7 protein-coding genes are annotated in these 13,991 nt (G+C 70.1%); 1 reads left to right on the top strand and 6 read right to left on the bottom strand.

All coding sequences use genetic code 11. From position 1 onward, the window contains the following. Positions 1 to 255 precede the first annotated feature (255 nt). A complete protein-coding gene (locus OHS17_RS11910; protein ID WP_330312143.1) occupies positions 256 to 1,302 on the top strand; it encodes a helix-turn-helix transcriptional regulator in 1,047 nt (348 codons plus the stop codon). A gap of 7 nt (positions 1,303 to 1,309) precedes the next feature. On the opposite strand, the gene OHS17_RS11905 is transcribed toward OHS17_RS11910, so the two are convergent. The 6 genes from OHS17_RS11905 to OHS17_RS11880 form a co-directional block, all read right to left on the bottom strand. Continuing rightward, entirely contained in the window at positions 1,310 to 1,498 is a 189-nt protein-coding gene (locus tag OHS17_RS11905) for a hypothetical protein (RefSeq protein WP_330312142.1), read from the bottom strand. Between the two features lie 76 nt (positions 1,499 to 1,574). Then, the gene (locus OHS17_RS11900) at positions 1,575 to 2,135 is read right to left on the bottom strand and encodes a hypothetical protein (RefSeq protein ID WP_330312141.1); all 561 of its coding nucleotides are present in this window, start codon (positions 2,133 to 2,135) and stop codon (positions 1,575 to 1,577) included. 40 nt (positions 2,136 to 2,175) lie between these two features. Continuing rightward, positions 2,176 to 4,014 carry a DUF1998 domain-containing protein gene (locus tag OHS17_RS11895; RefSeq protein WP_330312140.1) on the bottom strand — a complete coding sequence of 613 codons (1,839 nt, stop codon included), beginning with the start codon at positions 4,012 to 4,014 and terminating at the stop codon, positions 2,176 to 2,178. Next, positions 4,011 to 7,229, bottom strand: a complete 3,219-nt coding sequence (locus OHS17_RS11890) for a helicase-related protein (protein WP_330312139.1) — start codon at positions 7,227 to 7,229, stop codon at positions 4,011 to 4,013. The genes OHS17_RS11895 and OHS17_RS11890 overlap by 4 nt, the downstream gene beginning before the upstream one ends. Further along, on the bottom strand, positions 7,226 to 9,139 hold the full coding sequence (locus OHS17_RS11885; RefSeq protein WP_330312138.1) for a UvrD-helicase domain-containing protein: 1,914 nt from the start codon (positions 9,137 to 9,139) through the stop codon (positions 7,226 to 7,228). The genes OHS17_RS11890 and OHS17_RS11885 overlap by 4 nt, the downstream gene beginning before the upstream one ends. After that, positions 9,136 to 13,896, bottom strand: a complete 4,761-nt coding sequence (locus tag OHS17_RS11880) for a DEAD/DEAH box helicase (RefSeq protein ID WP_330312137.1) — start codon at positions 13,894 to 13,896, stop codon at positions 9,136 to 9,138. The genes OHS17_RS11885 and OHS17_RS11880 overlap by 4 nt, the downstream gene beginning before the upstream one ends. Between the last annotated feature and the right edge of the window lie 95 nt (positions 13,897 to 13,991).

Below are 13,991 nucleotides of genomic sequence, written 5' to 3'. Positions count from 1 at the left end.
GTTCGACAGCCGTGAGTTTTGTACGCCGGTGACGCGACGGTGAAGGCGAGACCGGTGGACCGATGAGGCCATGGCCCCTTCCGTCCAGCATGTGGACTTCAGAGGCGTCGCCGGCCGCCCGGAGACGGTCCACCACCGTTCACACGCCCGTGGCGTGGCCTTTTAGCGCCGCGCAACCGGAGTGCGGAAGAGTAGATTTCGCTGCCTCGAGGTAAGAACTCCGGCAAGAGACAGTGCTCCTAGTGTGGAGGGACGATGCTCGACCCTTTGGGGCTGGATGCCACGGCGGAGATCGTCTACCGGGCACTGCTCGCACAGCCGTACGCGTCCCTCGCCGAGCACCGCTCCCGCCTGTGCCTGACGCAGGAACAATTCAATGCTGCCCTGGAAGAGTTACGCGGCCTGTCCCTGGTGCGGCCGGCCACGGGCGCCGGTGAGCAGCGCCTGCACGTGGTCGACCCCAGGCTCGGCCTGGAGAAGCTGCTGACCCGCCGCCGCGCTCTGCTCGCCGCCGAACGGCAGCGGCTGGCGGCCGGGGAGGCAGCCGTGGCCGAACTCCTCTGCGGCCTCCCCGCCCCCCATCCCGCCGCCGGTGAGTCGCCGGTGGTGCACCTGGACGGCGTGGACCACGTACGGGACTACCTGGTGCGGCTCCACGAGGAGGTGGAGGAGGAGATCCTGACCTTCGCGACGGGCGGTGCGCAGACGGAGGAGAACATGCACGCCTCCCGTCCCCTCAACCAGGAGCTCCTGGAGCGCGGGGTGCGGATGCGCACGGTCTATCTCGACAGCATCCACAACCACCCGCCCACGGTGGCCCACGTGACCTGGCTGGCCTCGCTCGGCGCCGGAATCCGCACGGCCCCCTCGCTCAGCACCCGCATGATCATCACCGACCACCGCCTGGCCCTGGTCGCCCTGGACGACCAGGACTCCTCGCTCGGCGCACTCGTGGTGTCGGGCCCGGGCCTCATCGCGGCGCTGGAGGCCCTGTTCGAGAACGTGTGGAGCGACGCCGAACCCCTCGGCCCGTGCGAGAAACCCGACGACCGCTCACTGACCCGCCAACAACACGAAACCCTGCGCCTGCTGGCCCGCGGCTACACGGACGAGGCCATAGCCAAACGCCTGGGCGTCTCCCCCCGCACCGCCCGCCGCATCGCCACCGGCCTCCTCGGCCACCTGGACGCCCGCAGCCGCTTCCAGGCCGGCGTCCACGCGGCCCAACTCGGCTACCTGCCGGCGGACGGGCCTTGGCCTCGCGGATCGGGGGCCTGCCCAGGGGGACGCCCGGAGGAATGACCGGGGCTCAGCCCCCGTACGGCCCCATGCCCTGGCTCTGCGCGTGCCCGTGCGCCAGCCCCTGCGCCTGCCCCTGCTGAGCCGCCCCGCGCTCCAGGGCCCCACGCTCGCCGGACCCGCCGCGCTTGCGGAGCGCTACGAGGATGGCGGCGAGGACCACGACGAGACCGACGACGACACCGATGACCAGACCCATGATTCCCCCCACTACACCGGAGGGCCCACGGCCTGCGGGCCCTCGCTTGTTGTACCCATTGTCGGTCGTGGGACGCTCAGAGGGAAGTGGGATCGGCCCCGGCGAGGGACGCGGCGAAGGAGGCCAGCGCGGCGAAGTCGTCATCCCGCAGCCCGATCCGCGGATTCACGTGGCGGAGGAGCGCCGGCCCCGGGTGGTGGGCGCTCACGTGGGCGTGGTCGGCGTCGCTCTGTTCGTCGTCCACCCAGGCGAACGGCCGGCCGCCCGCGTACGCGATCAACGCCTCGCACTTCCAGTGCACGCCGTCGGGCCGCTCCCGGAACAACCCCTCCCCGAAGTCCACGAACGGCAGCTCGGGCAGCCCGAGAACGGGCCCGATCCACGTGTTCGCGTCGTTCATCCAGGTGGTGGCCCAGCACAGCTCGTACCCGAGCGCCAACAGGGCCTCCCCGTGCGCGGGATTGAGCCACACCCGCAACGGCGGCGCGGAGGACCGGAGCAGACCGTCCCCCGTGGCGGTGAGAGCGTCCCGGGGAACACGGATGGTGGTGTAGCCGGCGGGGCGCCGTTCGGGCTTCGCGGCATACGGGTTCAGCGGCCCGTCGACGTCCAGAAAGAGAAGGGGCCGGGTCGCCATGGGACTCCCTCGGGTACGAGCAGGTGGTCGGCGGGGCGCGTCAGCGCATCGCCTCGTGGAAGAAACCTATCGACGGGTCCTCCGGCGTCCCGATCAGCAGCGCGCGGTCCAGCAGGCCGTTGTTGTGCTCGCAGCTGGTCTCCGGCAGCAGGACACACGCGTGGCAGGCCGCCAGGTTGATGCCGCCCACGCCGCTTCCGGCGGATTCCACGCAGAGCGGGTCGGCCGAGCACCACTGGGCGCGGCTGAGCGCCGAGTGCAGGGCGGCCTCCAGACGGTCGGGCTCCCCCTGCGCGACCAGGCCGCCCAGGCTGCCGGCGGAGTCGCTGGTGGCCGTGCAGATGAGGAGGCCCGCCATCGAGTCGTCCGCGTACAACCGCTCCCTGAGCGAGGCGGCCGGGTAGCCGCCGTCGAGGCTCCACTCGTTGATCAGGGCGTGCGCCAGCGTGTGCAGGAGCACCATCCGTGCGTCGGCCGGTGAGTCGGGGACGTTCGCCGGATCCTGGGCGCGTTCGCGGAGCATACGCAGGTGGTTGGCGCGGATACGGTCGGCCCGGGCAGCCACGGCGGAGCTGCGTGCCCAGTCGTCGAGGCGCTCTTCGTCCAGACGCAGGAAGACGCCCTCGCCCGTGACCTCCATGGCCGGGAGCCAGTCCATCGGTTCCAGGGAGAGCGAGGCCTCGTGGACGTCCGAGTGCGTCTCGGGCATGTCGACGCGGGAGAACGCTTTCAGGGCGCGCACCTCACGGAGCCGCTTCACCAACATCGGGCCGGTCACCCCGTAGGGCGCCAGACGCGTCGCGGACGTGCGCGGTGGCTCGCAGACGAATGTGTCCTTGTGGTCCGTCCCTTCTTCGGGACGGCCCGCGACCAGGCGTTCGTACTCCTGCCTGCGCAGGGCCAGGTAGGCGCTGTCGGTGCCGTGGTCCTCGTCCTGGGCGGTGTCCTCGTGGTTCTCCGCCTCCAGAAGGCTCATGACCCGATCCACCGAGAAGGTGTAGTTCTCCTGGGCACCGATGGCCTTGAGGAAGCCCTCCATTCCGATCGGGTTGTCCTTCATCGCGCGGAGGGCGTCCCAGTGGGGCTCCAGGCGAGTCGTGTGACTGTCGCTCCACGGCGGAATCGACAGGGCCGTTCTTACGATGGGTTGCCAGACGACGGACGAACCGCGCTGGAGGGTGCGCGGCTTCTCCGCGCAGTCCTCGACGGCTGCCTTGCCCAGCCAAGGGCGCTTACCGCTGCAGTAGACCTTCAGGTCCGCCAACGCGGTGCGACGGAACGCGCCCTCCATGGACACCTCCGGGATCCCGCAGGTGCAGGAGATCAGGATCGACCGCAGCGACGCCGTCCTTCCGGTGGTGCGCATCCGCAACTCACCACCGCACAGACCGGCCTCGCCGTCCTGCCTGTTGTTGCGGTGCGCCCATTTCCAGTACGGGAAGTCCTCGATGTGTCCGCGCGGGCATGCCATGACGAAGCGCGAGGGGACCAGTTCCTCGGTGCACTCCCCGCACTCATTTCTACCGGGGGGAGAGTTGAAGCGGCTCACGTGCTGGAGTGCGTTGCATTCGGGGCAGGAGTGCCAGAGGGGAAAGCGGCGGACCCTGACACCGTCTTTGCTGGTGTCGTCCGAGGCCGGCGGCAGGAGGAACGACTTCACGCCGAGCACGCGCGCCAGACGGTGCTCGTAGACGGTCGGCGCGTCGGTCGTGTTCCAGGAGTCGATGCCGCTCACCATGAACGACTCGTTGTCGACGGCGACGATCGAACCGACCCCGTAGGTGGTGATCATCTGCGCGCGGCGCACCGAGCCGCGGCGAGGATAGCTGCGTTCGGGCGTGCCGGCCGCCCTGCGGCGTCGGGCGGGGGGCGGTGTCATCGGGATGCCTCCATGAACAGGGCTGATTCGGCGTCCACGTCGCGCAGGCTCCAGAGCGTGGACCAGGTGTGCGGGTCCTCGTCGTCGAAGGCGCTCAGCAGGGAAGGCGTCCGGTTGCCGCGACGGGGTTCGTACACGAGTCCGCCGTGTGCCTCGGCCTCGCCCTCCCACCAGTCGACGAACGCGTCGAAGGCGTCGGCTGTCGGCCGGTGCTCCTCCGGGGCGACCGACTCGACGCGTGCGAGCAGCGGGACGCGGACCACCCGCTCCAACTCCTCGCGGAACTCGTGGATACGACCGGCACCGTCGTTCGGCCCCGCGGCCGGGATGAGGATGCGGGCCAGGGCCACGACCACCGCGTGCAGGCCCCGATCGCGTGCGCGCGAGGAAAAGGGCGTCACACTGGTGGACTCGACCTCCCGGTACAGGGCGGAGTGGAAGTGCTGGAAGCTCTCGTAGTGGGAACGGTCTCGGGAACGTGACGAGTTCAGCATCACCGCCACCAGGCCCGGATGCCGGCGCCCAACGCGGCTGGTCGCCTGGATGTACTCGGCCGTCGTCTGGGGCTGGCCCATGACCGCCATCAGACCGAGTCGGTCCACGTCGACACCGACCGAGATCATGTTCGTGGCCAGCAGGACATCGGCCACGTCCGGATCCGGCAATCGTTTCTCCAACTGCTTGAGCAGCCTGGGAACATCACTGGAACTGGCGCGACTCGTCAGCTCGATCTGCTCGTCCACCCTGCGCACCGGACGCTTGTCGCGTGCGGCCAGGTACTCGACGTAATCGACGACGTCGTCGTTGACCTGCAGTTCGGCCGCGGCCAACAGACGGAGGCTGTTGAAGTAGCCGACGAGCGTCCAGTACGCGTCGCGCACCTCGTCGTCGACGTCGACCTGCTTGGCTCGGTGGAGGAGATTCGCGTAGGTGCGAATGAGCAGCGTCGCCTGGCTGGTGCTCGGCGTGAGGAGTCCGACGTACCGACGACTCGCCTTGCGATCCCTCGGGGTCTCCACCGCGAACCAGGAGTCCCGTGCGTCGATGCCCGCCGGGGGGAACTGCGCGACCTTCCGGTCGAAAAGCATCCTCCCCTGGTCCGAGGCCCGACGGATCGTGGCGGTCGAGGCGATGACCTTCGGGCTGTTCGACAACAGGTCCACGGCCGTCTCGTACAGACCGGTCAGGGTGCCGAGCGGGCCCGAGATGAGGTGGAGCTCGTCCTGGACGATCAGCTCGGGGGGAGGCGTGCCGTCTGCACGGTCGCGGTTGAAGAGGGCAGCCGTCTCCACCCGCCACGGCATCGCGGCGAACTTGTCGACGGTGGCGATCACCAACGTGGGCCGGGCGTCGTACACGGACTCGTCGACGAGGTGGACCGGGAGACCGTCGCGGAAGTCGCACCAGTCGTCGGGACAGCGGACGTGCATCCGCCGGGCCTCCGCGTCGACCTCGTACTGGAACGCGTCCAGTCGTGTGCCGCACCAGGGACAGGCGTGCAATTGGACCGGGTTGCGTTCCTGGAGCTCGCGATCCTTGCGCAGCTCGACCAGGCTCTCCTCCGCGTCCGAGAGCCGGTTGGGAGTGGCGGACTGACCGACCCACATACCGATGGAGATCGGCTCGTCGCCGAGGGTCGCCACGTCGGCGAGGCGGATGCGCTCCATGGCGCAGATGAGGGCTGCGGCCCGCTCGAACTGCTGAAGGGTCAGCAGGCGCAGGGTGTAGCGCATGAGTACGGTCACGCCGGCACCGCGTTCCTTCAGCCTCAGACGCCGCAGGAACGTGGTGAAGGCGATCAGCCCGAGGTACGCCTCGGTCTTGCCACCACCGGTGGGGAACCACAGCAGGTCCGCGATCCCGCGGTCCTCGTGCGTGGGGTCGACGATGCCTTCCAGACACAGCAGCACGAACGAGATCTGGAACGGGCGCCAACGACCACGCGTCTCGTCGGGCGCGCCCTCGCGTCCGTTGCGCACCCACTCGCCCCGGGCACGTTGATGGGCCATGGCGCGATTGGCCAGTCGGAACGCCCGCATTGCGTCGGGGTCCTCGGCGAGGATCCGGATGCCGTGCCGCATCCGTGCCAGCGCCGTGCGGCAGTGCGCGATCTGCGCGTGTGCGGGATCCGCGTAGAGCGTTCCCCGGAAGCCGGCGGACTCGGACTCCCGTCGGTCGATCCACTCCTCGTAGTCGGCCGTCAGCCCCGTCAGCGAGGCCAGTACCTCGCTCTCCGGACGAGTCGCCAGACCGTGCATGGTCAGGGCCGAGTCGTCGATGTCCGGGTTCGAGTCGGTCAGCAGCACCTCGTGCGACGGCAGGAACTCCGTGCGTACGGAGGTGACGGCGGAACGCTCATCGCGCGGGGCACCGATCGGTGGCGGGGTCCAGTCCCACTCGGCCGCGCAGCCGTGCCCCATCGCGAAGTTCGGGGCGTGGCGGTGGAGCAGCCTGGACGCGGCCATCTCGGTGTCCACTGCGCGCCGGTCGGCGGGCCGCTCCACGAAGGCGGGCGCGTCCGACGGCGTCGTCACGGTGAGTCGGGGCTGGTAGAGGCAGTGCGCGTCCTGGAGCTCCCGTTCACTCACCCGGTGGGTGTTGATCAGGGTGACGGTGACCGTGACGGTCCCGGCCATGGGCGGGCGCACCAGGATCTCCACACGCACCCCCTCGTGCAGGGGCGGCGGACGATGCAGCGTCGGGGCCGTGACATCGACGGTCGTAGGACCGAGGTCGAGGGGACGCCGGCGCCAGTGCTCCTTCTGGTCCTGGACGGTGCGGGCCTCCGCCCGCGAGGCCGAGACAGCATGCCCCCGGGCGTCGATCGGGTCGTACATCGCGGCCTCCGCGTGCACGACGATGCTCGACGACTGCGTCGGGTCCACGGCGAACGTGATCCCCATGGAGGAAGGGCGACGATCGCCCGTGCCCGAGGTCCCGACATCCGGCACCGGTTCCTCGACATCGCCGCGTCCGCGGGAGAGGGGGACCGTGTCCAGTCCGTCCACCTCGGCCTCGTCGTCGTCCAGGGCCCGTTCGGCCCCCGGGTCCGAGGGGCGCGGGAAGAGGACCCCCACGGGGTAGGCCGTGACCGGGGGGTCCTGGGTCAGGATCTCGTCCGGATGCCCGGGGCCCATCAGGTCCCGGCGGAGCTGATCGACGAGCTCCTCGCGTACCGCGTAGTGGGCGGCGTGCGGCTGCGACACGTCCCTCATCGGTCGTTCTCCTCGTGTGTGTGCGCGTCGGTCCACCGGTGGCGACCGAGCCCCGACATGCGGGGGACCATCCAGACACCGTGCTCGCCCAGCCCTGCGCGGGACCCGGAGGCCGTGCTGCCCGCCACGCTCTCCAGACAGTCGACGCGGAACCCCTCGACGATCGTGGGCCAGCTGACGTCCCAGGTCTTGTTGATCTTGAGCGAGCCGTGCAGGTCCTGACGGAAAGCCTCCGAGACGACGGCCACAGGGCGCTCCCGGTGGAACACCGTGTACGGCGGGCTCTCGTCCGAGGCCAGGGGCATCCCGTGCTGCAACCGCAGCTCCAGGGCGTCTCCCGGGGCAACGGAGGAGGCCAGGTAGTCCTGCACCTCGACGGCATCGTGCTCGAAGCCGTCGGTGCCGGGCGGATGCTCGCGGGACACGTCCGTACCCGTTGCCGAGATGCCGTACCGCTGATACGCCTTCCAACCGGCCGCGTAGTACCGGCCGGTGCGGCGGTCGCGACGGATCAGGGCGGTGTCGGGTGCGTCCAGACGGAACAGGTCGTCCCGGGGTCGGGTCATCGCCACGTACAGGGCACGGGCCTCCGCGGCCGGGTCGACATGGGTGTGCTGCTTGCGCAGTTCGGCGAGCGTCGGCGGTTCGACCACGATCACCCGGTCGAACTCCAGACCCTTGGCCCGATGGACCGTCGACACCACGAGACCGGCCGGCTCCGCGGCGGCGAGGTCGTCGGGGAACCTTCCCTGCGCCACGGCCCGTCGGACGGCGGCGACGTCCAGGGTGCCGCGGGGCCCCCGCGCCACGGTGCGCAGCGACCGCCAGATCCTGGAGAGGTCGCCCACGGGCGCGACCGGCCCGGAGGCGATCAGCTCCAGGAAGCGTTCCTCCGTCAACGACGTCGATCCGGTGCCGCGCAGCACCGCCGCCACCCATGCGGGCACCGGCCGTTCCTGGAGGTCCCGCTGGAGTCGATGACGCACACCGTGGGCGAACAACTGCTCCGAGAGGGCGAGAGCCTGTCGGTTGTCCCGGCACATGACCGCGCACGTGCCCCCGAAGTCCCTCAGGGAGTCGAGGGTGAATCCGTCGTCCACGGACCCGAAGGAGGGGCAGGTGCGGAGGGCGTCGATCAGCCGTTGCCGGATGTCCTCGCCCGCGGTCTCCGCGGCCGAGGTCTCGGAGGGCAGTCGGTGCAGCGAGGTGCCGAGGGGCAGGGCGAGCTTCGCCTCGGGGGTGCGAGCCCTGAAGTTGGCCGTCAGGTGCAGCTCCACCAGATCGTCCGGGTAGGAGGCCCGCAACCAGTCGAAGAAGTAGTTCGTCTCCGCGGCACGGGCGTCCTCGTCGGACACCTGGAACCCGTAGATCGCCTGTGCCCCGTCACCGACCACGGTGAAGCCGCAGCCCTCCTGGAACCGGTCGAGCAGCGTCTCCACCATGTCCCGTCGATCGCCGACCAGGTCCTGGACCTCGTCGATCATGACATGGGCGGGTGCGCCCTGGTCGCTGTTCTCGACCGAACCCCGCAGGATCGCCTCCGTGGCCTCTCCGATCCGTTCGTCGAAGCGCAGCGCGCTCCAGTCCCGGTCGGGTTGCTCGTCGCGCAGGAGGGCGTACGCCCAGGAGTCGAAGGTCTGGACGCGGACCCGGCGGGCCTCGCGGGCGTGGAGCGCGATCCGCTCCCGCAGTTCCCGCACCGCGGCCCGGGAGAAGCTGAGGACCAGGATCTCTCGTGCCTCCAGTGCCGCCTCCTCGTCGCCCATGAGCGCGTCCAGCCGGCGGACGAGCGTGTGCGTCTTGCCGGAACCGGCGCCGGCCGTCACCAGCAGTCGGGTGTCCCAGGGCCGCCCGACGACGTCCCGCTGCTCCTCGGTGAGCGGCGGGCTGTCGAGGTACGCGTCGGTCACTGGGCCCTCCACAGGTGCTCGAACTGGGTGAAGGCCAGGGCCTTGTCGTAGTTCGTGATGTTGTCCCGGACGTTGAGGATCAGGCACTCCTCCTTGCCGCCGTTTTCGGGGCCGCGGAGCCCGCGCCCGATCATCTGTTGGTAGACGTTCGGGCTGTACGTCGGACGGGTGATGACGACCGCCCGGGTGGCGGGCGCGTCGAAGCCCTGCGTCAGCACGCCGTAGTTCGTGAGGACCCGCACACGGCCTCCTCGGAACGCGTCGATGCTGCGCCGGCGCTCACCCGTGGACGTGGCGGAGTCCACCGACGCCGCCGTGATGCCGAGGCCCTTCAACCTCGCGGCCAGGACCTTGGCATGGGCGACGGACGTGGCGAAGACCAGCACGGGCCAGTCGCCCGGCATGGCGGCGATCTCCTCCAGGATGCGGTTGTTGCGATCCTGGTCGTCGGCGAGGCGCTGCTCGGCGGACTTCGCGAGCAGACTCAGCTGATCGGCCTGCGCCTTCTCGACCTCGGTCAGCTCGATCGTGCCGCCCGGCAGCTCCTGGTGCCGCACCCGCGCCAGCATGCCGAGTTCCTGCAGTTCGGCGTACGGATCGCCGGAGGGGAACACCCCGTCGTCGAGCCGGGTGGCGCCGAACCGCTGGACGAGACGCTTGGTCTCCGCGTCATTCGTGTTGCGGAACGGGGTGGCGGTCAGCCCGAGCAGATGGCGTCCCGTCTCGTGCGCGGTCAGTCCGAGGTGCGTGAGGATCTCCGTGTACTGGGGCGAGATGGCGACATGGGCCTCGTCGACGATGACGAGGCAGGCGTCGCGCAGCCACGCATAGTTCTCGGTACCGAGACAGTTGCGGAGCTTGGCGTCCGTGGCGACGACCAGGTGCGGGCGCTCGGTGACGGGTCCCGCCTCGTTGGTGGTCCACAGCCTGCTGATCGTCAACGGGGTGTCCGCCCCCACCTTCGACCAGACGAAGCTCCAGCTCTGCACGGCCTGCTCGCAGAGTTCCTCGGTCTGGGCGATCCACAGAATGGGGCCGCTCAACTCGCCCATCTGCTTGACCCACCGGATGACGGCCTCGGCCGCCACCCGCGTCTTGCCCGCGCCGGTGGGCAGGGAGAGCATGGCGCGCTGCGGGCTGAGCCGGTCGAGCATGGTGAAGACCTTCGCCGCCAGCCGTTCCTGGTAGTCGTGGAGACGAGGGAAGGCCGTCGGTCCCGCGACCTCGATACGGGGCGACAGCGACGGGGTACGCGTACCGGCGAAGGAGTCGGGGAAGCCGAACTCGGCGACGAACTTCACGGCCGCCGACGACCCGGTGAAGCCGGACGGGGCATGACTCGGGTAGGCGAGCTGCAGATCCCGGGCGTGCACCTGGAGCACACCGTCGCCGTGGGCGTCGTGGGCCAGGCGGGCGATGCGCCGTGGGGACGGCTCCTCGCTGCCGGGCTCCGGCGGTTCGCCCTCCAACAGCCCCGGGGGAAGACCGGCGCGGAGCGCGGGCGCGCCGATGAGCAGTTCCAGCTTCTCCTCGACGCTGCTCGCCTGCCGGACCCGTCGCAGGGAGGCCTGGAGCTCTTGGTCCGCCTCCTGTCGGGCCTGTGCGTCGAGCACCGCCCGGCATCCCGACTCCTTGAGTCCCCACCGCAGTTCGCGGTCGGCGGCGACGAGCGTCGCCAGACGGTCCGCGGTCTCCAGCACCAGGACGGTCGTGCCCTGCAGCGCGCTGTCGAGCGGGGTGGTCGTGGACCCCTGAGGTGTCCTGAGCACCTCCTCCAGCTCCGAGCAACGCAACAGTCGCTGGTTGTTCACCGTCGGACCCAGCCGCTGGCGCAGCGTGGGGAACTCGTCCGTCAGGAGCACCGGCTCACCGACCGCGACGTGGCGGTTCTCCTTGTTGATGACATCGGCGTGGCGCAGCATCCCCCACGTCTTCACCAACAGCGCCGCGTCCTCCGGCCCACCGGCGAGCAGGGCCGGGATCTGCTCGGCGCGCAGGGCCCGGTACTCGGCCTCGGTCGCCGCCACGGCGATCTCGTGGTCCTCACGGGTGGCCCACTCGGCGCCCACGCGGCAGCGGGTGAGTTGGTCGGGGAAGTCCACCTCCAGACGGGTCAGCATTACGTAGGTGCGCCCGACGAAGGCGTCGTCGTCGCTGGTGCGGAGCTGTTCGAGAAGTCGGTCCCACTGTTTGGTCGGGACCTCGTCGACCAGCACCGGCAGGTGCAGCTTGCGGGCCTTCTCCTCGCTGATGTCGGCGACGGGCAGCACGTCCGCGTACGCCTTCAGCTGCGGGCCCACGGCGTCGGTGAGCGGGACGACGCCCTGGGACGTGGACACCCGTCCGTGGCGGCGCAGCATCCAGCGCAGCGGTGAGTAGATCGGCTTGCGGGTCGACGCCTGGACACCGATGTGCAGGGTCCAGGTATCGATGACGCTGTCGTCGGGCAGCGTCTTGACGAACGCCGCGCGGCCCTCGTCCGACAGCAGCTCCAAGAGGTGCAGCGGGCCACCGACGGGCGAGCCCTCCAGCTTGATCCGGGAGATGCTCGGCCGGGCGGCCTTGCTGCTCAGAGTCCGGCAGTAGCTGTCGTACATCGCGGTCCGGTAGTCCTCGAACCACGCCTCGTTCGTCGGCCGGTGCCCGTGCGTGGGCCTGTCGCGCATGCCGAACTCGCGCAGGGTCCGCAGATCGTCCGAGTGGAAGGCCGGGTCCACGGCCACGGAGGCGTCGCGGGATCCGTCGCCGGGCACGACGGGGCCGGGCAGCAGGCACTCCCGCATCCGATGGAACCGTCCGTCCACCGTGCGCACGGACAGAGCCCCCAGCGGATCGGGCACCCGGGCGGTGACCTCGCCGCTGACCCGGCTGCCGCCCGCGTTGTGGAACAGGTCCCAGAAGCGGGCCCAGTCCTGGGGGCCGTAGTTCTCGACCCCCTGTTCCAGCACGCCGATGAAGCGCCCGCGGGGGTCCGCCTCGCGGATGCCGATCTCGCCCAGATCACCGAGCAGGGACTCGTCCTCCGAGAGCCTCGGGTCGACGTACGTGGTGCCGTCGCGCAGCCCGTCCTGCACCGTGCGGCGGAAGACCTTGCCCACGACGGGGGCGACGAATCCGCTCTCCTCGGTCAGCACGATCCGGGCGCTGCGCGCCTCGGCGGCGAAGGGGGAGCCGTCCCGGATCATCGCGGCGAGGATGCGGATCGCGACGGCGGAGGCCTCGACCGACCCGTCGGTCACCAGCGCCTCCAGCCACTCCCGCACGGTCGCGCGGCGTTGCTTGGTCTCCTCCAGGATGTGGGCGACCTTGCCCGCGCGGAACTCGGCGTCCTCGATGGAGGGATGGATCCAGTCGGACGGGCGGCCGGGGTAGGCGCTCCACATGCGCAGCCATTCCGGCCTGAGCGGCACCTTGTTGTGCGACGCGGGGTGCACCCGAAGGTCACGGGGGACGCGCAGCACGCCGTCCTGGTCGGGAAGCGACGGTCGTTCGGCCGTCAGTTTCCAGATCTGTTCCGTCAGATACCTGTCCGCCCAGTTCAGCGTCTCCTTCATCCGACCGGGAAGCAGGGGAAGGTAGGCGGCCGGGTCCCGCCGCGGGGCGAGGTGCGGCAGGGAGTCGACCACGAGACCGGCGGCGACGCGGATGATCTCCTGGTTGAACGGGCTGGAATCCAGAAGGTTCTGCCGGTCCTCATTGGTCTTCCACGCCCCGTTGAGCACGCCGCTCAGGGTCATCGGGTACTTCGTCGGGAAGAACGACCAGAACTGGCCTCGACCCCGGGGCGTGGTGAGCACCGTGTCGCCCGTGTACTCGGGAACGGCCCAGGAGATGTCGATGGTCCCCCGGTCGTGCATCTCGCCGGCGCTCGCGCGGGCGGCCTCGGAGGGCCGGTGGGCGTGGGTGAAGACCTTCCACGTGGAACCGGATTCAGGATGTCCGGTGCGCGTCTCGCGAACGGTGTGCAGGAACCCGTCGTGGTCGGCCGTGATCTCGCGGCGGACCGGCGGAAGGGTTCGGGTGTCCTCCAGGACCACGGTGCCGACATGGGAGGAGAACAGCTGGAACAGCACGGGGAATTCACGTGATTCGCCGGCCCTGGCCGGGGTGTCGTGGATGTCGCGCCCCAGCCGATCGGCGGCTCCGGGCAGGAGCGGCAGCCGCACGACGGTGGTCGCCCAGCCGAGCAGGGTGTCCAGGACGGGGTCCGCGAGCCGTTCCCTGTCGGCGTCCAGGGGGCGGGCCATGCGCAGCACCGGTGCCTCGAAGGTCTCATCGGGGGAGGCGCCCCGCGCCTTCCTGATCTCCTCGTACGACCACACCCGGTCGAAGCCGAACGCCCCCGAGGCGCTGAAGAACTGGGGGGTGTCCGTGACCGCCAGGATCGATTTCACGCCGACCCCGAACCGACCGATCTGGCCGCCCCGTTTCCTCGACACGCTCATCCGGAGAATGGTCTCGGCGCCCTCGGGCGTGACCGGCGTTCCCTCGTTGGCGCAGTAGAGATGCGCATCGGTGAGAACGACGTGGACCTTTCCGCCCGGCGTGGCGGCGATCTCGTCCGCGGCATTCTGTACCAGCTCGAACAACTGGCGGTCTCCGTAACCGCCCTGGGTGATCCTTCGCTCGCCGTTGGCGTGCTCCAGAATCAGTCCGGGGTCCACGCGGTACGTCTCCAGGACGCGCGCCGACTGGTCGAGGATCTTCCGAATGACGGGCGAGGCTCCCGAAGTGCCCGTCACATCGCTGTGGTTCAAGGTGATCCCATTTCATGGCCGTGAGATGAACGTGGGGGGAGCGGGGGCCGGCCGCTGCGGGGCACGGCCGGCCCTTCGAACTCAACGATAGGTGG

It is taken from the genome of Streptomyces sp. NBC_00523 (assembly GCF_036346615.1).
In the GTDB taxonomy this organism is placed as follows: Bacteria; Actinomycetota; Actinomycetes; order Streptomycetales; family Streptomycetaceae; genus Streptomyces.
This window is presented reverse-complemented; position numbering and strand designations above follow the sequence as displayed.

What these genes read in the sequence shown, in the direction of transcription:
- OHS17_RS11910 (WP_330312143.1), top strand. Translation starts at nt 256, where the DNA reads ATGCTCGACCCTTTGGGGCTGGATGCCACGGCGGAGATCGTCTACCGG.
- OHS17_RS11900 (WP_330312141.1), bottom strand. Translation starts at nt 2,135, where the DNA reads ATGGCGACCCGGCCCCTTCTCTTTCTGGACGTCGACGGGCCGCTGAAC.
- OHS17_RS11890 (WP_330312139.1), bottom strand. Translation starts at nt 7,229, where the DNA reads ATGAGGGACGTGTCGCAGCCGCACGCCGCCCACTACGCGGTACGCGAG.
- OHS17_RS11895 (WP_330312140.1), bottom strand. Translation starts at nt 4,014, where the DNA reads ATGACACCGCCCCCCGCCCGACGCCGCAGGGCGGCCGGCACGCCCGAA.
- OHS17_RS11905 (WP_330312142.1), bottom strand. Translation starts at nt 1,498, where the DNA reads ATGGGTCTGGTCATCGGTGTCGTCGTCGGTCTCGTCGTGGTCCTCGCC.